The organism is Acinetobacter sp. GG23 (assembly GCF_057766365.1).
Genome location: NZ_JBYMDJ010000006.1, coordinates 182,708 through 201,365, shown reverse-complemented (window position 1 = coordinate 201,365; position 18,658 = coordinate 182,708). Strand labels below are relative to the sequence as shown.

At 40.8% G+C, this 18,658-nt stretch carries 13 protein-coding genes; 3 read left to right on the top strand and 10 right to left on the bottom strand.

The features are described from left to right. Nucleotides 1-717 precede the first annotated feature (717 nt). The 3 genes from AC3CAU_RS11630 to AC3CAU_RS11620 all read left to right on the top strand — a co-directional run bounded on the left by AC3CAU_RS11630 (nt 718) and on the right by AC3CAU_RS11620 (nt 2,911). Nucleotides 718-1,317 carry an IMPACT family protein gene (locus AC3CAU_RS11630; RefSeq protein WP_131214654.1) on the top strand — a complete coding sequence of 200 codons (600 nt, stop codon included), beginning with the start codon at nt 718-720 and terminating at the stop codon, nt 1,315-1,317. Continuing rightward, nucleotides 1,310-1,927 (top strand): DapH/DapD/GlmU-related protein, encoded by a 618-nt coding sequence (locus AC3CAU_RS11625; RefSeq protein ID WP_131214651.1) that lies wholly within the window; start codon nt 1,310-1,312, stop codon nt 1,925-1,927. The genes AC3CAU_RS11630 and AC3CAU_RS11625 overlap by 8 nt, the downstream gene beginning before the upstream one ends. 141 nt (nt 1,928-2,068) lie before the next feature. Next, entirely contained in the window at nt 2,069-2,911 is an 843-nt protein-coding gene (locus tag AC3CAU_RS11620) for a universal stress protein (protein ID WP_447052841.1), read from the top strand. A 143-nt stretch (nt 2,912-3,054) separates the two neighbouring features. Here the strand turns inward: AC3CAU_RS11620 and AC3CAU_RS11615 are convergent, their stop codons facing one another. The 10 genes from AC3CAU_RS11615 to dnaE form a co-directional block, all read right to left on the bottom strand. Continuing rightward, the gene (locus tag AC3CAU_RS11615) at nt 3,055-3,720 is read right to left on the bottom strand and encodes an O-methyltransferase (RefSeq protein ID WP_131214647.1); all 666 of its coding nucleotides are present in this window, start codon (nt 3,718-3,720) and stop codon (nt 3,055-3,057) included. Nucleotides 3,721-3,852: 132 nt separating this feature from the next. Beyond that, nucleotides 3,853-4,575, bottom strand: coding sequence for a D-Ala-D-Ala carboxypeptidase family metallohydrolase (locus tag AC3CAU_RS11610; RefSeq protein ID WP_131214645.1), 723 nt, complete (start codon nt 4,573-4,575; stop codon nt 3,853-3,855). Nucleotides 4,576-4,719: 144 nt separating this feature from the next. Next, entirely contained in the window at nt 4,720-5,043 is a 324-nt protein-coding gene (gene fdxA, locus AC3CAU_RS11605; RefSeq protein ID WP_053580096.1) for a ferredoxin FdxA, read from the bottom strand. Between the two features lie 205 nt (nt 5,044-5,248). After that, nucleotides 5,249-7,900 carry a DNA mismatch repair protein MutS gene (gene mutS / locus AC3CAU_RS11600; protein WP_447052842.1) on the bottom strand — a complete coding sequence of 884 codons (2,652 nt, stop codon included), beginning with the start codon at nt 7,898-7,900 and terminating at the stop codon, nt 5,249-5,251. Nucleotides 7,901-8,187: 287 nt separating this feature from the next. Beyond that, nucleotides 8,188-9,338 (bottom strand): IS3 family transposase gene (locus AC3CAU_RS11595; protein ID WP_447052843.1). Its coding sequence is split into 2 segments (ribosomal slippage): nt 8,188-9,098 and nt 9,098-9,338, totalling 1,152 coding nucleotides; the frame shifts between segments, so codons are not numbered across the junction. Between the two features lie 233 nt (nt 9,339-9,571). Then, complete coding sequence (locus AC3CAU_RS11590; RefSeq protein WP_131214641.1) at nt 9,572-11,581, bottom strand: esterase/lipase family protein; 2,010 nt, start codon at nt 11,579-11,581, stop codon at nt 9,572-9,574. Nucleotides 11,582-11,705: 124 nt separating this feature from the next. Continuing rightward, nucleotides 11,706-12,620, bottom strand: a complete 915-nt coding sequence (locus tag AC3CAU_RS11585) for an ABUW_2363 family tetratricopeptide repeat lipoprotein (RefSeq protein WP_447052844.1) — start codon at nt 12,618-12,620, stop codon at nt 11,706-11,708. A 231-nt stretch (nt 12,621-12,851) separates the two neighbouring features. After that, nucleotides 12,852-13,658: a serine O-acetyltransferase gene (gene cysE, locus AC3CAU_RS11580; protein WP_424619356.1), complete on the bottom strand. Its 807-nt coding sequence runs from the start codon at nt 13,656-13,658 to the stop codon at nt 12,852-12,854. After that, nucleotides 13,651-14,508 (bottom strand): RNA methyltransferase, encoded by an 858-nt coding sequence (locus AC3CAU_RS11575; protein WP_424619358.1) that lies wholly within the window; start codon nt 14,506-14,508, stop codon nt 13,651-13,653. Before AC3CAU_RS11575 ends, cysE begins: the two co-directional genes overlap by 8 nt. Before the next feature lie 33 nt (nt 14,509-14,541). Then, nucleotides 14,542-18,108 (bottom strand): DNA polymerase III subunit alpha, encoded by a 3,567-nt coding sequence (gene dnaE, locus AC3CAU_RS11570; RefSeq protein WP_447052845.1) that lies wholly within the window; start codon nt 18,106-18,108, stop codon nt 14,542-14,544. Nucleotides 18,109-18,658 lie beyond the last annotated feature (550 nt).

Below are 18,658 nucleotides of genomic sequence, written 5' to 3'. Positions count from 1 at the left end.
GTAAATTATTTTAAATTTCTAACAAATTATTAATTAAAAACTACAAAATTATAATTAAATGAATTAAAAAGAATTAATTTTTAATTCCTTAAATAGAATAGGGTGTATTTTGTGGTATAAAGCTCAATAAGATCATTACAATGTGTCATATATCACATAAATAAAGGATTTATATTTGTGTAAATTTAGATGCAATTTACTACACAAATAAACAAATATTAAATTATTTTAACTAAATGAAACATTAAGAGGTTAAAAAGACCGCTTTATTTTATAGGTATGTTTAATTTATATTAATCAAAGTAACTAAATTTTTTTATATAAATTTAATTTATAAAAATTTATTGCTTCAATAGAAAACAATAGGATTAAAATTATTTATTCGATATAGAAAGTAAGTTAATAAATAACTGGCTCAACAATTATGTTTACTAAGCCCACGTTATGCTTTCACCATTATAGTTTCAGACATTGTTTCCGAGGAAGAAAGAATTCTTACAGTTTAGTTACACAATGAAATATATTTACCTCACTCAATCATAAAGCGATTGGATTAATACTTTAACTCGCGTAAATTTTTCTAAGCGCTCATTGCTCCTAATACTGGAGCATACTGGATCTGTTGGAGGGTGTTGCAGCTCAAATGCTGATTCAAGTTGGCTACAGATGTTTTAAAACACGTTATAATTTTATATTGATTTTTTTATTGTCAGATTTATGCCATTTACGATTGCCTCACTTGTTTCATTTGAAGAAGACATCAAAAAAAGTCGCTTCCAAGCCATTGCTGTACCTGTCGAAAATGAACAGGCGGTCAAGGATTTTTTGGAGACTCATAAGGATCTTAGTACCACACATCAATGTTGGGCATGGAAAATTGGATACAATGTCCGGTTTAATGATGATGGAGAGCCATCTGGAACTGCAGGAAGGCCGATTCTAGCCACTATTGAAGGCAATGAATTAACCAATATTCTGGTTCTGGTCAATCGCTGGTACGGTGGTATCAAACTCGGAACAGGCGGCTTGGTTCGCGCTTATGGTGGCTGTGCAGGGCAATGTTTATTACTGACCGAAAAAATTGAACTGATTGAAAAGAAAAAAGTCAGTTTTGTCTGTCAGTTTAATGAATGGTCGATCTTTCAATATGAACTTGATCAACAGCAGGTCGAATTTAAAGCAGACTATACCGCAACGGGAGTTCAGGTCGAAGCTTTACTACAAATTCATCAAATTGAACCCTTGTCATTAAAAATTCAGGATGTGACGCGCGGTCGTGAACAACTCAAAATTGTAGAAGAGCCACAGGATGACTGAACAAGATCCACTGTTAAAATATCGTGAACAGCATAGGCACCGTTTGAATTATATGCCGTGGTTATATTGGTCATTAAAACCAAAAAATCGGGATTGGGCCGAAGCATGGCAAAAAGAATATCAGGCCTATTTAATGCAAATGGAAACGGTCGAGATTGGTGAAAACTGTTTCATTTCACCCTTGGCGCATATTTTTGCCGAGCCGGGGCGAAAAATTGTGATTGGCGATAATACCTTTATTGCAGCAGATTGTACTTTGCATGGACCATTAGAAATAGGCAATGAAGTAGCGATTAACCACCACTGCATTCTTGATGGTGGACGCAGAGGGATCAAACTACATGATCAAGTCCGCATCGCTGCATATTGTCATTTGTATGCTTTTGACCATGGTATGGAATTAGAGCAGCCGATTTACCAACAACCAGTGCGTTCACAAGGTATAGAAGTTGGGCAAGATGTGTGGCTAGGTGCACATGTGGGTGTGAAGGATGGCATAAGCATTGGATCGCATGCGGTGGTGGGAATGAATAGCATGGTGACTAAAGATATAGAACCCAAAGCGGTCGTTGCGGGCAATCCTGCCAGATTTATTCGATATCGAGATTAAAAAAAATTCAATAAAATTAAGATAGATATCATCGTAAGTTGTGATTACATAAAAGCATGCACAGTAGGAAAGAGATGTGCTAAGTTAAAAGTAACAAATAGACTTAAAGCCTTCAACGGCGAAAAGCGAGGCGAAAATAAAATGAAACGTGTAATCGCTTGTATTGATTCTTCTCCATGCGTAAATGCGGTTGCTGAAGCTGCAGCATGGGTTGCGAAGCAGACTCAGCGTGAATTGGTGTTATTACAGGTTTTAGATTATTACCCTGCCAGTTATCACTTGGGGGAAATAAGTGGAGTAATAGGCTTTGAAAGTAATGCAATGTTACTCAAAGAGCTGGCTGAACTTGAACAAAAACAAAGCGAATTGGCACTGAATTATAGTAATAATTTACTCGATCATATTAGCGAAATGATTCAGCAAAAATATGGTTTAACTGCTTCACATCTACAAGAAAAAGGCGATTTTTTAGAGCAAAGTTTTAATGTGCTCAGAGATGACGATATTGCGATTATTGGTCGAGTCGGGGAGCGCTCTGCAGAGCGGAATAAACCCATTGGCAGTAATGTTGAAAACTTTATTCGCGGGATAAATTGTACAGTAATGACTGTAGGTGAGAACTTTAAGCCACCGACGCGATTTATTTTCGCCTATGAATATTCACCCACCTGCGTCAATCTAATGAAAAGAATTGCACAAAGTGATTTGTTAAGACTGTTACAGTGCCATGTACTCTATGTGGGTGACCATCCGGAAATATTAAATGAACCTGCACAATATTTAAGAAATGCTGGGCTAGATGTGGTCATGGAATATCGTTATGGTGAGGTTGCTGAAAATATACTTGAATATCAGAGTGAACATGAGATACAACTGATTGTACTCGGTGCATTTAGTCACAGTAAAATTCACCAGTTCTTTTTGGGCAGTGTTGCAACGACTATTTTCCGAAATTCAACTGTGCCGTTACTGGTGGTAAAATAAGCAAAATTGTTGCTTATAACGTGTGATTAAAAATCAGTCATAGTTATCCGCATAACTTGTGGATAACTATATGGACAGTCTGTGTAAATTGTTAATAAATAAATAAAAAAACAGTACGATTGTTTTTTGATCTTTGTGTCAAATTATTTCACTATAGCCAGTGCAAAGCCATCGTGCCCCTTGCTGCCTACGGTTTGTAAGGCAGTACAAGACAGGATTCGAGGATGGTTTTGTAAAGCGACAAACATCTCTCGGATACCTTCAATGCTCGGTTTGTGATTTTCAGGATTGATGATATCGCCAGCACGAATGACATTATCGAGCACGATAATGGTTCCTGAATGAGACAAGTCCAAACTTAATTCTAAATATTCAGGGTAACTCTGTTTATCGGCATCAATAAAAATAAAATCGAAAGCTTCGAAGTCAGCAGGCAAGGATTTTAATACATCAGCTGCCCGTCCAACTTTCAGGTCTATCGTTTGCGGAAGTTTGGCATTGTCGATATTTTCTTGACCCAAAGCTGCATGTGTGTCGCGACCTTCAATGGTTAAGATATACCCATCTTCAGGCAGTGCACGAGCCAGCCATATGGTGCTGTAAGCTGCAAAAGTACCGAGTTCGAGTACACGCTTACACTTGTTCATCTGAATGAGCATTTGCAGTAGCATACCCTGATTGGGAGCGACTGCAAGGTGATCTGGAAAACCTTTTTCTTCGGTGTTTTTTAAAGTTTGTAGAAGAATAGGGTCTTCTGGAATTAAATGTGAATCGATGTAAGCATCAATCTCTGTCCACATTTTTTGCATAGCTTCGTCACCTTTGTTGCGATGCAAGCATTTTAAACCTTTCCATTCAGAGTGCAATTTATCCTTTAGGTTTATTGAAAATAGGGCAATAAAAAAGAGATCATCAAGATCTCTTTTTATCTGAACTAGCCCCTAGTAATTACACATAGATGAATGACGCGATAAATCAGGTCCCCAAGTACGATAACCTTGGGTATCAATATGGATTTGACCTGAAGCATAGAGTCCAAGTCCCATATTCAGACTTTGACCATGTTGCGCCCAGAATTGGCATAATTTAAATTTGGAGTTTTCGATGTAAGCATAATCTTCAGCCTGAGGATAAGCAGGGCCAATACGAAAATCGATCGCAGAGTTAAATAAATGACGAGATGAATTTGCCCCGCCGGCACACTGATTCAGTGGTAAATCACGGTAAACTGAAGTGACTTCAAAGTCTGTGAGAACTTTGGCTGCCACCAGATATTTAAATACACGCAAAGTTGAAATTTGGTTGTCCCACAATTCACGGTTTGGAATCATGTATTGAGAACGGGCGCATTTTTGCCAATCACGTGCTGTACGCATCAGTTCAAAACTGGGAATGATATTGCCCACGCCATTACGTTCAAGAAACACTTCATATTCGCGTACGCGTCGCAAATTATCGCCTATAGCCACCCAAGCATTATAAGCATAAGGAACTGTTTTAGGCGGAACAGAGCGTTCAATAATGATACGTTCTTGTGGAATGAAGATCCGTTTTCCATCGGGAGTCGTGGTGGTACGTCCTTGTTTCTGAGGAGATGTCGTACATCCAATCATGACAAGCGGGATTAAACCGAACCCGATTAATCCCTTTAGAAAATGCTTCATTATAGAAATCAAATATTTATAGATACCTGTACTATTTTAATCTAAATTAAGGGATAAAATTTGAAAATATTGCAATCAAATGTGTGTTTTAGGTATAAAAAAAGATCAGCAATTGCTGATCTTTTTTTTAGTTTAAAAATACTGTTATTTTTCCAAGTATTGTAACTTGTCAGTTTTACCATTCCATTCTTCACGGTCGGCAGGTTGATCACCGATCTGAGTAATATTTGGCCATTTTTGTGAAAGTTCAGTATTCAGTTCAATAAAGACTTCTTGACCTTCTGGTAATTCATCTTCCGAGAAAATAGCATTCGCAGGACATTCAGGTTCGCACAGTGCGCAGTCGATACATTCATCAGGGTTGATGACGAGGAAATTTGGACCTTCGTAGAAACAATCCACTGGACAAACTTCTACGCAGTCTTGGTATTTACATTTAATACAATTTTCAGTGACAACAAAGGTCATGGCGACAGCTACCTAAAAAATATGGTTCTAATTACTCTTGCTGTATTTTAGGCAAAAATGCATGTAAGTAACAATTGCTTTTATTGATATTTGTTATATATAGGGCTGTTAATTTTAATAAAAACTGAATATCTGCCTAAAAGTGCGATATAAATGAAAAAGACTCCTATTTAGAAGCCTTTTTCTTATTCAGTACGCTTTTAAATTAAGCCTCTAGCGCATCTTTCAAAGCATAAATTTGTTGTAGTGCTTCACGGGGTGAAAGATTATCGACATCTAAAGCTCTTAACAGATTCAGCGCAGGCACATCTTTTTCCACTTCCACAACACGTTCAATCACCTGAATGGAAGACTCATCCGCCCCACTGAATAAATCATTTTGTACCGCTTTATTGAGTTGTTGATGTTGCTGTTTTTCCAAAATCTTTAAGCGATTTTGGGCTTCTTTAATTACGCTGGCAGGAATACCGGCTAATTTCGCCACTTGCAGACCATGACTTTGACTGGCTGGTCCATGCTGAACTTTATGCAATAAAATTAAATTGCCATTTAATTCTTTGGCGGTAACATGGTAGTTATCGATGCCAGATTCTTTGCCGAGTTCCGTGAGTTCAAAATAATGGGTCGCAAATAAGCACAGGCATTTAATCCGTTTGCTTAGGTCGATTACACAAGCCCAAGCTAAAGATAAGCCATCATAAGTACTGGTACCGCGTCCTACCTCATCCATTAATACCAGAGACTGGTTGGTGGCATGATGCAGAATTTGTGAAGTTTCAGTCATCTCAACCATAAAGGTCGATTTGCCGGTGGATAAATCATCCGCTGAACCAATACGGGTAAAGACCCGATCAATTGGACCTAATACTGCAGATTTCGCCGGTATATAGCATCCACAGTAAGCTAATAGAGTAATCAGTGCGGTTTGACGCATAAAGGTCGATTTACCGCCCATATTTGGCCCCGTCACAATGGCCATACGGTGGTTAAAATCTAGAGTGGTATCGTTTGGCGTAAAAGCTGTTTTGCTTAAGGCTTCAACTACAGGGTGGCGACCGGCGATAATTTTAACCCCAATTTCAGGGCTGAATTCTGGACGCGACCAGTTGCGTAAACGCGCCTGATGAGCAAAGTTAGCCAGCATATCAATCTGCGCAATCGCACTGCTCATCATTTGTAAATTGCCGATGTCCTGACGTAATTCATCCAGCAGCATTTCAAACAGCATTTTTTCACGCGCTAGTGCACGCGACTCACTGGACAGTACTTTATCTTCAAAAGACTTGAGTTCCGGCGTGATATAGCGCTCTGCATTTTTTAAGGTCTGGCGACGAATGTAGTGATCTGGTGCCTGCTCAGCTTGCGCGCGGGTCAGTTCAATGTAGTAGCCACTAACACGGTTATAACCGATTTTCAGGGTTGAAACCCCAGTATTTTCACGCTCTTGGGTTTCCAGATCAATCAGGAACTGACCGGCATGATCACGGATTTTACGCAGTTCATCCAGTTCACTGTCAAAGCCTTCTGCAATAACATTGCCATCACGTAGTAATACCGGCGGATGTTCAACAATGGCAGACATCAGGCGTTGGTATAACCCCTTAAAATCACCCAGTTCATGATCCAATTGCTGAATTAAGCTAGATTGTTTTGCCTGAGTCATCGGCTGAATGGCATGGCGCAATAAAGGAATTTGCGCACAGGCTTGACGCAGTTGGACTAAATCACGTGGACGTGCACTGCCTAAAGCAATACGGCTCAGCACACGTTCAATATCACTAATCTCTTTCAGCACCAAGCGAATCGGTGACTCATGATAGCCATTGAGCATCGCTGCAGTTGCATCAAGGCGCGCGTCAAGTAATTTGGTATCACGTAGTGGCTGCATTAAGGTACGGCTAAGTAAACGCCCGCCCATCGCAGTTTGACAGTCATTGATCAGTTGAAACAATGAGGTGCCGTGATCAAATAATGGCTCGACTAACTCTAAATTGCGACGCGTGACTGGATCTAAGGCAATAAAGTCACTGCTTTGTTCTAGCTGAATGGAACGGATATGCGGTAAAGCCGTTTTTTGGGTTTCTTTGGCATAGTGAATCAGTGCGGCTGCGGCAGCTTTGGCAAGCGGTAAATGATCAATCCCAAAACCTGACAGTGTCGATACGGCCAACTGATCACATAAGGTTTTTTGCGCATTATTGACGTTGAAATCGACATTTGGACGCTTGGTGACCGGGCACTCAAGTTGCTTTTTGATTTGCTCAATAATATTGGGATCAACAATATCTTCATCCACCAGAATCTCGCTTGGCATTAAGCGGGAGAGCTCAATCGCGAGTTGCTCGTGTTGGAAGTCTAGTTGTTGAACCTTGAAAATACCTGCGCTTAAATCCAACAACGCAATACCAATTTGATTTTGTTGAATGCAAAGCGCGACCAGATTGGAAGATTGATGACTGTTAAGCAGCGCATCATCGGTTAGTGTACCGGGCGTAATAATTCGGACCACACCACGTTCCATAGGGGCTTTACCGCGAGTGCCTGCGCTATCGCCTTCACCGAGCTGTTCACAAATGACAACGGTTTCGCCTTTCTTGACCAAACGTGCCAAATAACCTTCAGCTGCATGGTAAGGTACGCCTGCCATAGGAATAGGTTCACCATTGGCCTTGCCACGATGGGTTAAAGTAATCCCCAGTAATTTGGCAGCTTTATGCGCATCATCAAAAAACAACTCATAAAAGTCACCCATACGGTAAAACATGAGTGAGTGAGGATGCTGCATTTTGACGCTCATGTATTGCTGCATCATGGGTGTTAAAGTGGAAAGATCAGCCATGATTTCCGGGTAACTCATTGAGGTAAAATCCTTAAATATTTGAATAAATCTAAATCACTAAAAACTTGGCTGTCTCACCAATTTCAATTTTTTGCATGAAGATAAGTTTATTTACCAGCAAGACATTCAGGTCTAATATTTTTTGATTTTCTGGCAAGTCGTGTCTATCAAAAAACTTAACTTCATTCGAGTGGCTTATCTTATCAAATTTGCAAGAGTAGAGAAAAATGCTTTGCAACAAATACGTAAAAATGAGGAAACAGTTTTTTGATTTTTTATGAGGATACTGAATAGCCACTAAAATTCTAGACACACGTAACCATCTTTTGATGGGCCTTTTTATAATCTAATGGAGAACGCTGACCATTGGAACCATGTCGTCGTTTCGAGTTGTAAAACATTTCAATATATTCAAATATGTCTGCTCTAGCATCTGATCTCGATACGTAAATTTTCTTCTTAATACGCTCTCGCTTTAGCAACTGAAAGAAACTCTCAGCAACAGCATTGTCATGGCAATTTCCTCTCCTGCTCATACTACTTTCCAGATTATGATGTTTGAGGAAATCTTGCCATTCATGACTTGTATATTGGCTACCTTGATCTGAGTGGATGAGTACTTTGTTCTTCGGTTTCCTTCGCCATAGAGCCATCAATAAGGCATCTAAAACCAGATCTGTCGTCATTCTCGATTTCATAGACCAACCAACAACAAGACGTGAAAATAAGTCAATCACCACAGCAAGGTATAGCCATCCTTCATGTGTACGAATATAAGTAATGTCAGTCACCCACAGTTGTTTGGGATGAGTTGGATTAAACTGCCGATCTAAAGTATTTTCAGCCACAACCGCTGAAGTCCCAGTATGTACTCTAGGTTTACGATAGCCACGTTGTGATTTAAGACCACCCACTTTCATCAACCGATGGACTCGATTGATTCCACAACTTTCACCTATGTCTTTTAAGTCACAGTAAATCTTACGATAGCCGTAAACTCCACCAGATTCGAGCCAGAGTTGTTTAATCAATCCTGAAAGCTCTTGCTGTTTCTGAGCAGTCTTACTGATGGGTTGCTTTAACCATGCGTAATAGCCACTGTGATGAACATCTAAAGTTGAACACAAACGACGGATCGGCCAGATACGCTGGTTGTCCTGAATAAAGGCATACCTCACCTGGACTGGCTTGCGAAGTACACCGCGGCTTTTTTTAATATGTCTCTTTCTTCTGTGACTCTTTGAAGTTCTTTTTTTAGCTTTGCCAATTCCGCAAGTGGATCACCAGATTCTGTGATTTTAGGCTGTTGAGGATCATAACGTTTAATCCAGGCATAAAGACTATGCGTGGTTATACCTAAACGTGCGGCAACTTCAGCCACGCTATGACCTTTTTCAGTCACTTGCTTTACTGCTTCAATTTTGAATTCTTCAGGATATCGTTTGCTACTGCTCATAAACACCTCGTTAATTAGCCATTTTATCTAACTAAAGAGTGTCTACAAAATCGGTGGCTATTCATACTAAGGGTGGATGAATATAGCTGTAATGAAGATCAGTAAGCTACATCTGAACTATTTTAATGATGCTTGGAAATAGTCTAAGAAAATATCTTCACATTAAATTTAATAGAAAATCAGTCGACAATGCTTTATCCACATTATCGCCTGAGATTAGTAAATCTTTGTCCTTAAGGTTTATGTAAACCTAACTGGATGAGATGGAGGCGCAATATTCGACGTAATTCTAAAATGGCTTCTGGTGTTTCTTGAATAGAATGTCCGCCTTTAATGATCTTTTCAGAAACAGCTCCATCTAAGTGAGCACTTTGATAAGTAACGACATCATCGCTAATGATATTCAGATCATCACTGTCGGTGATGTTGCCCATAATAGAATGGAACATGAGGCCTTTACGCGGGTTAATGTCTTTGGTCAGTTCCATAAATTTTGACTGATGGCTTAAGTCACTTGGACCATTTTGAATAAGACCATGATCAATCTGGGTTAAGAGTTCTTTAACGTCAAGATCCTGGGTTTGTATGCTGTCAGTGATGGCAGACAAGAATGCACCCGGTATACGAATAATTTTACGTGCTGCCTTGGTAAACCAGCGATCTGCATAATCGGTTCCTTTATGCGGGGTGGCAAGAAATATCGCACGACTGAAATTAGGAATATCTTTAATTACTAAGCGCTGAGAAATGATCGGTAATTTTTGGTATTTATTTAATTGGCGATTATTCATCATGGCTAAAGCTTTTTTGGTCACATCTGCATCACTTACCAATAACCGGGCAATAATACCGCCCATACTATGTCCAATCAGAACGGCATCTTTTTTGGCTGGTGCTGTGGAATCAACCTGTGCAAAAGCCTGGTTAAGAAGGGCATAGATTTGAAAGCGACTTTCAATAATGGGCATATTGGTTGAATAGAATACTTGCCAAACCTGAAAGTTTTCTCGCAGTACTGCATCTCCCATAATATCATTGGTCAGTCGAATCCATGCTTCAGGACTGCTGGCCAAACCATGCACTAATACAATCACTTTTTTCTTCGGGTTGTAAGGCTCGAGCATGTATAAATGAGGCATAGTGAGATGATTATCACGATCAATCAGGGTTAAGTAGGCAGCTTTGCCTAGATTATTTTGTGCCAGCCATAAACCATAGGGAGTCGAAAAGTTACCTGCAAGCGGGTAGGTCTTACCGGCCATGGTTACTTTTTCATATTTGTAAGGATCAAAGGCTTTTAGTTCAAACTCTGACTTAGTTAAAATGTCCTCAATATTGGTCGCAGATTTTGGTTGCGCGGTAATGGTGGCTGCCAAATAACGGGCCTGATGGATATTCGGATTGATGCCATTTTTGTAGCTAAAATTCATCGGGTCGATAATATATTTATTTTTACCTTCGCCAATATCATCTTTAACTTGGGGTAAAACGACGACAAATTCTGAACCAAAACCATCACGGCGGTTAATGGAGCGTAAACCTGAAAAATTCAAATTATAACTTGAAAGCAATTGCTCAATTTTTTGTTCTTTAAGCTGTGGGTAATAATCAAAGTTAATGCTGTAGATGCTTTTTCCAACTTTAATCTGGTGTTCAACTTCTGTAGGTTTGTGACGCAGCGCATAAGCGGAAACCAGTTTAGCCAAAGCTAAGTTGTAAAAGTCACGAATTTGAACCTGTCTGTTATCAAAAATACGGTCTTGGGGACCGCGTTTTGTTTTAAACATATAGGCATAACTGTATCGAATACTTTTATCCAGCATGTAAAGTTGTTGGTCCAAACATTTATCATAAGTCAGTTGCTGGAGCTGCTGTTTTTCTTGTGATTTGGTGCTAGTTAATATTCCACTCTTACAATCACTTGAATTTTCAAAGGTTAAGGCTTTGGCTAAGTAGACTTCACTGGCAGTAGATAATAATTGTTCATCTTGAATTTGGGGAATTTGTTGCAGTTCCTGCACACATTGTTCAGGTTCGTCAGAGCAGATTTTTGCTTCACGACCTGTCATGGAAAGCACGTTTAAACTCGCTTCACTCAATTTGTTGCGGGTGAGTATGCTTTCTCGTTCATTGGCGATGGTGACGTTGATGGCTTGGCTTTTAACACTTACGATTTGACATCCTGTCAGCAAATAACTACTGACTAGCGCAGCAAATAAAACTTTGTATATCTGTTTTGGCATAATAAAAGTCTGCAATAAGGATTTGTTTGAATTTTTATTCATCATACGACAATTCTTCTAATTTTCAATTCACCCAAATAAAAATAGACCGTACTGGACGGCCTATTTAAATCATTAATTAAAATTAAGATGCTTTAGGTGGAGTAAGGATTTGCCATACATTCCAGCGACCTTGCTTTTCAATTTCAGCAATTAAACGGTCAGCCACTTCAGCTTCTTGCGGATATTTTACTTTGTAATTTTTCAAAGTTTGAATCGCATTTTTCTTTTGTTCCATGGCAATGTAGTTATTTGCCGCAGAGAGATAGGCTTCTTGAACACCCGCTTTCATCGCCTTATCTAAATAAGGAATTGCTTCACGCTGACCACCACCTTCGGATAAACCAAAACCAAACCAGAAGTTTGCTTCCGCATCTTCTTTATTAATTTTTAAAATACGTTGTGCATAGGTTAAAGATTTAGTGGTGTAGACTGAACCCAAGTCCAGGTTACGCGCCATCACGCTGGCTTTAAATGCGCGGATCAGAACATCAAACGATGCATTGTCTCTAGATGCTAATGTATCGAGCTGTTGAGTCAATTCTCTTAATTTTGCTTCAAACCCTTTACGTTCTTGACGCTCAGTAAAACGAGGTGGGTAATGACGTGCTTTACCTTCAACCAGTTGTAAAAAATCATCAATTTCAGTGACATCAATTTCATTTTCACCTGCAAGTACGGCAAATTTTAAATTACGCTCATTGCTGTTCACGGTTGGAATAATCAGCTTGTTTACATCTAGCGTTACTTTCTTGGAAGGATCACTTTGAAGATTCACTTCCACTTTATTTACAGGCTGTACTGCAGCTTGTTTTAAAGCGATTTCAAAAGGAGGCGGAGCATCATAGTTAAATGGATTCAGTGCATAGAATGGGGCAGTCAAATCAGGTTCAGTGAAAATAATCGGACTATTTGGCTTTTCATCTTTTTTAGGGGTCGTGCTACACGCGGATAATAAAGATACAGCAATTAATGTATATGCCAAAGGCTTAAGGGTCATATAGGTCATCCATTCATTTAATTTTAAAATTGATTAGTGTTTACTGCTATATCGTTACGAAGCACTCATTTATAAAATAACTAAATTCCTGCTTCATCTCATATCAGCTAAAAGTATGCGCCGTCACAAACATAAATGAAGTGCCAACAAACCGAACTTGCATGCTCATCAGTCTAAAAAAACTGGCATCAACATGCAAGTTAGCGCTTGTTAATCTTTTAGATAAGTACTTTAGGCTTTGGATTGACTGCTTTGCGCTTCACATTCACGGCGTACATCTTCAATAATTTTAAGTTCTTCAACACTGAACGGCTGTTCGTCTTGCTGTTTTTTAAATGAAGGATCGAGTAAAGATAAACGCTGGCATAAACTGTTCATGCGTTTTTCATTATGCTGAATGCGATCCAGTAGAACACGCATACCATCTAAAATAGGATCTGACTGATCTTGTGTTGCCGCATAGGGTTGGAAACCAATGCTCTCTGCATAATCTCGGCGACGTGCCTCTTCAGCATCTTTGGGTTTGTCTTTGGTGATAAAGCGGGCGGGGTTACCAACAGCCGTAGTATCTGGCGGAACTTCTTTGGTCACAACTGCATTGGAACCGACTTTGGAGTTTTTACCGACAGTAAATGGTCCAAGAATCTTGGCACCAGCACCCACCACCACACCATCTTCAAGGGTTGGATGACGTTTACCTTTATTCCAGGTGGTTCCGCCAAGTGTTACGCCGTGATAAAGCGTGACATCATCCCCGATTTCGGCAGTTTCACCTATCACCACACCCATGCCATGATCGATAAAAAAACGACGACCAATTTTCGCACCCGGGTGAATTTCAATGCCAGTGGCAAAACGGCTAAAAGAAGACAGCAGGCGCGCAGAGCCTTTACACTCTTTTTGCCAAAGTTCATGGGCAATCCGGTGCATAATCAGCGCATGTATGCCGGGATAGGTGGTGAGAACTTCTAGGGTGTTTCGAGCTGCAGGATCGCGCGCGAATACAGCCTGTATATCTTCTTTAAGCTGTTTAAGCATTAGATTGATCCTCTGAAGAATCTGTTGTTTTATCCATAGATTTTTTCCATTTACCGCTATTTATCGCTTGTACACGCGTGAATATGCCGCGAAGTAAATGATATTCCATACGGTCTAATTGTATACGTCCAAAGAGCCGACGCAAGCGTAAAGGCAATAAACGTGGATTTTTTGGATCCATAAATTCAATTTCTGCCAACATTTTTTCAATATGCGGGTAGAACTGTTCCATTTGTTTATGCGTAACCAATGGCTCATCCCAGTGCATGTCAATTTCATCGGTCACATGCATGGTGGCTTCTGGATCTTCTTTCTGCTCAGTCAATGCCATTGCCGCCATACGCATTTCATAGCAAATTACCTGAATGGCTTGGGCAACATTGAGTACGCCGTAATCGTTATTGACCGGAATAGTAACGTGATAATTGGCCATCGCCAATTCTTCATTGGTCAAACCACGGTCTTCACGACCAAATATAATGGCAATTTCCTGTTGGTCATTTACCACAGCATTCAGTGATTTTTCCGCAGCAGGACGAGCATCCAGCAAAGGCCATGGAATGGTACGGCTACGCGCACTGGTGCCAAAAACCAGATGACAGTCTTTAATCGCGTCTTCTAAAGTGGGCACAATTTCAATCTGTTCGATTAAATCTGCCGCACCTGCTGCCAAAGCATTGATGTCCGGGTGCGGATAGGTCTTAGGCTCAACCAGTACCAGCTTGGATAAGCCCATGGTTTTCATTGCACGTAAAGCACTACCGATATTCGCCGGTAATGTGGTATTGACCATGACAATACGCACATGGGAGAGATGTGCTGAAACAACAGCATTGTCAACTTGACTCATAATGTGTCCGATTTGAATTTAAATATTTAAAAATTAAGAATATTGTTTGGCTTCTGCCTGATATAGATCCATCGCATCATCCATGCTGACATTGGCCGGCGGCGGTGCGATCTGGACTGGCTTGCCCTGATGATGCGCAGCCTTCGCGGCTTTGGATTTCACCTGGTATTCAATATGGATGACATCTTTACCAAAATAATCGCGCAATTTTGACAGCAGTTCATCCTGCGGTGCAACTTTCCAATTCAGACCCAAGTGAACTTGCGCTGAAGCGTAGGGGTAATCAATTTGTAATTGCATTGGAATATGATTGCACATATCGACATTACAAAACGGAAGCAGAATCTTTTGTAAATCCTGACTCAATGTTTTGCTCAGATGTTCATGATTGAGTTTAATCTGGATGCTATTGGCACGTTTCTGGCGAATTTCATTCAGGCTAAAGGCTTTGGTCAAGCGTCCCATTGGACGGTCATAACCTTCACGTTCATAGATTTCGCCTTCAATCACCACCACACGGTCGGCCTGAATGACATCTTTAAAACGCTGGAAGCGTTCATGATTGGCAGAAACTTCTATACGTGCCGTACCATCGTCTAGAGTCACCATCATCCGGTTCGGGAAGTTGGCAACATCCACCACCAATCCAGCAAATACCGTGGTGACACCGCGACGTGTCGGGGTTAATTCATTAATTCGTACAGGAATAAAGGATTTTAACTCTGGACGATAAACATCAATCGGATGTCCGGTGAGATACAAGCCAAGCGTGTCTTTTTCGCCTTTAAGGCGAACTTCATCTGACCATGGTTTTACTGGTTTAGACGGTTTGCGTTGAACTTCTTCAACTTCACCAAATAAATCCATAATTCCGGTTTCGCGATTAGAGCGTGCCTGTTCAGCCGCTTGAACCGCTTCAGGCAACTGCGCCATAATGCTGGCACGATCAATGCCCAAACAGTCTAGAGCACCTGAACGGATGAGGGCTTCCAAAGTCCGTTTATTAATTTTTTTCAAATCAATACGGTGGCAAAAATCGAATAAATCTTTGTAAGGACCATCCTGAAAACGTGAGTCAATCACCGATTGCATAGCTGCTTCACCCACGCCTTTAATGGCACCTAGACCATAAACAATGGTTTTTTCATCACTGGCATGGAACTGGTAAAAAGACATATTAATAGAAGGTGGAAACACTTCTAAGCCATTAATTCGGCAGTCATCAATCAAAAATACAATACTGTCGGTATTCTGCATTTCCGAAGTGAGTACTGCTGCCATAAATTCAGACGGATAATAGGCTTTTAACCATGCTGTTTGGTAAGCAATTAAGGCGTAAGCTGCCGCATGTGATTTGTTAAAACCGTAACCTGCAAACTTCTCCATATAGTCAAAAATATGGTTGGCTGTGGCTTCATCAATGTCTTTTTTTGCAGCACCTTCAATAAAGATTTGACGCTGCTTGACCATTTCTTCAGGTTTCTTTTTACCCATGGCGCGACGCAACATGTCCGCGCCACCGAGGGTATAACCGGCACAGTACTGTGCAGCCTGCATCACCTGTTCCTGATATACCATGATCCCGTAAGTCGGCTCAAGCACGCCTTCCAATAAGGGATGCAGATATTCAAACTCACCGCCATGCATACGGTGGATAAAGTCAGGAATAAGATCCATTGGACCCGGACGGTACAAGGATACGAAAGCGATAATTTCTTCGAACTTGCTTGGACGCGCCTCTTTCAGCATTTTTTTCATGCCGACGGATTCAAACTGGAAGATCGCTGTGGTATTGGCATTTGCGAATATCGAATAGGCTTTGGCATCGTCTAGCGGAATATGCGCAATATCCACGGTTTTTTCCGGTCCAACGCGTTTATTAATATTTTGAATCGCATCTTCAATTACGGTCAGGTTACGCAGACCCAAGAAGTCGAATTTGACCAGACCGGCTGATTCAACATCGTCTTTGTCGAATTGGGCGACGCGGTTGGTGCCATCTGCATCACACATGACGGCTGAATAGTCGGTAATTTTACCCGGTGCAATCACCACACCACCGGCATGTTTACCGGTATTACGGGTAATACCTTCAAGTTTCAGCGCCATTTCCCAGATTTCAGCCGCATCATCATTGTCTGGATTGGATGGATTGGTGACGATATCTTTAAGCTGCGGTTCCATGTCGATGGCCGCACGAAGGTCTACACCTAAGGGCTTGGTCGGGATCAACTTGGAGATACGGTCTGCAAGTCCATAAGATTTACCCAGTACACGCGCAACATCTCGGATGGCACCTTTTGCCGCCATGGTGCCGAAAGTGGCAATCTGTGATACTGCATCTCGTCCGTAATGACGGGCCACATAGTCAATCACCCGGTCACGACCTGCAATACAGAAGTCGATGTCAAAGTCGGGCATCGAAACACGTTCAGGGTTCAAGAAACGTTCGAACAGCAGGTCATAACGTAGCGGATCGAGATCGGTAATTTTCAGGCTATACGCCACCAGTGAGCCTGCACCTGAACCACGTCCCGGACCGACCGGTACGCCATTATTTTTGGACCACTGAATGAAGTCCATCACGATCAGGAAGTAGCCGGGGAATCCCATGTTCAGGATGGTACCAATCTCGTAGGCTAGACGTTCATCATAAACTTTACGAATTTCAGGCCAGTCTTCATCACGTTTTTCAACGGGATAAAGGAAATTTAAACGTTCTTCCAGGCCTTCCTGAGAAATATGCTCAAAGAAGGTATCAATGGTATGACCTTCTGGAATGGGGAAGTCGGGAAGGTCATTGAAGCCTAAACGCAAGCTGACATTACAGCGCTTGGCAATGTGGTAGGTATTTTCAATCGCTGTTGGAATGTCTGAAAACAGTTCAGTCATTTGCTCGGCAGTTTTGAAATATTGTTCAGGCGTGTAAGAACGTGGGCGACGGTTATCACCAAGCACATAACCATCGGCAATACACACGCGCGCTTCATGTGCTTCGAAGTCGGTTGGTGCAATAAAATGCACATCATTATGTGCCACAACACCAATATTGTATTTCTGGGCCAGCTTAACTGCGCCTGCAATAAAGCTCTCTTCATCGGGGCGGTCAGTACGGGTCAGAGCCAGATAAACACGATTACCAAATTTTTCAATCCATTCTTCTAGCAGGGCTTCAGCTTTTTGCGGGTTGGAGGAATTGAGCATTTTGCCGACATCACTATGCATGCCTAATAGCACGATGATGTCTTGATTCTGTTCAAGCACCCATTCTTTTTTTACGCAAGGAATATCAAGCTGCTGACCTTCAATAAAGCCACGCGAAACAATTTCAGTGAGACTGCGCCAGCCTTTATTGGTCATGGAAAGCAGGGTTGCTTTATGTTCTGCATCATTCAGGCGAATGACACCGCCCAAAATCGGTTTGATGCCGTTATTCAGACATTTTTTATAAAATTTAACTGCGGCATGCAAATTGGACAGATCTGTTAATGCCAAAGCTGGCATTGCATCATTCTCTGCAGCTTTCATAAGATCAGGTATACGTACGATCGATTCCGTAATTGAAAATTCTGTATGTATTCCAAGATGAACAAAGTGCATAAATGAGTCCCTGCAAAAACTGACGGCTATTTTAGCATGCTCTGAATACAGGAATGGCTTAATATTTATCAAAATCGAAGCAGATTTTTAATTGCAATATTGGTTAGAACTGATGTTTTTATTGATAAAGTCGGAAATTGAATTATTTTTAACCAGAATATTTTTGCCAAATAAAAACCCTCTAAGTAAGTAATGCTGATCAGTTATGAGAGTGAATCATGAACTCCTTAGCTTTTAGCTTATTCACAACGGAGTCTTATCTTTTTAACCCAAGTATTCAGATTTCGTCAGTTCTTTTGTTTAGCCAAATGAGAAGCGAAGCTTCGCAAGAAAAGCATCTTACAAAGACTTTAAATAATTTATTTAAAGTCCTTTCATCGCAAAGCTCGTTCATTACCACCAAGTAGCAAATCTGTCGCAGAAACAGTAACTTGTTAAATATATTCTTGTCTCAAGCAGTTGCGAATGACGTTTCCTCGTCTCAAATAACATGATGAATTCGAAATAAAAAATGCCAGTCAATTTCTTAACTGACTGGCATTATTCTAAC

Coding starts and splice junctions, on each gene's coding strand:
- AC3CAU_RS11630 (WP_131214654.1), top strand. CDS start 718: ATGCCATTTACGATTGCCTCACTTGTTTCATTTGAAGAAGACATCAAA.
- AC3CAU_RS11625 (WP_131214651.1), top strand. CDS start 1,310: ATGACTGAACAAGATCCACTGTTAAAATATCGTGAACAGCATAGGCAC.
- AC3CAU_RS11620 (WP_447052841.1), top strand. CDS start 2,069: ATGAAACGTGTAATCGCTTGTATTGATTCTTCTCCATGCGTAAATGCG.
- AC3CAU_RS11615 (WP_131214647.1), bottom strand. CDS start 3,720: ATGCAAAAAATGTGGACAGAGATTGATGCTTACATCGATTCACATTTA.
- AC3CAU_RS11610 (WP_131214645.1), bottom strand. CDS start 4,575: ATGAAGCATTTTCTAAAGGGATTAATCGGGTTCGGTTTAATCCCGCTT.
- fdxA (WP_053580096.1), bottom strand. CDS start 5,043: ATGACCTTTGTTGTCACTGAAAATTGTATTAAATGTAAATACCAAGAC.
- mutS (WP_447052842.1), bottom strand. CDS start 7,900: ATGAGTTACCCGGAAATCATGGCTGATCTTTCCACTTTAACACCCATG.
- AC3CAU_RS11590 (WP_131214641.1), bottom strand. CDS start 11,581: ATGCCAAAACAGATATACAAAGTTTTATTTGCTGCGCTAGTCAGTAGT.
- AC3CAU_RS11585 (WP_447052844.1), bottom strand. CDS start 12,620: ATGACCCTTAAGCCTTTGGCATATACATTAATTGCTGTATCTTTATTA.
- cysE (WP_424619356.1), bottom strand. CDS start 13,658: ATGCTTAAACAGCTTAAAGAAGATATACAGGCTGTATTCGCGCGCGAT.
- AC3CAU_RS11575 (WP_424619358.1), bottom strand. CDS start 14,508: ATGAGTCAAGTTGACAATGCTGTTGTTTCAGCACATCTCTCCCATGTG.
- dnaE (WP_447052845.1), bottom strand. CDS start 18,108: ATGCACTTTGTTCATCTTGGAATACATACAGAATTTTCAATTACGGAA.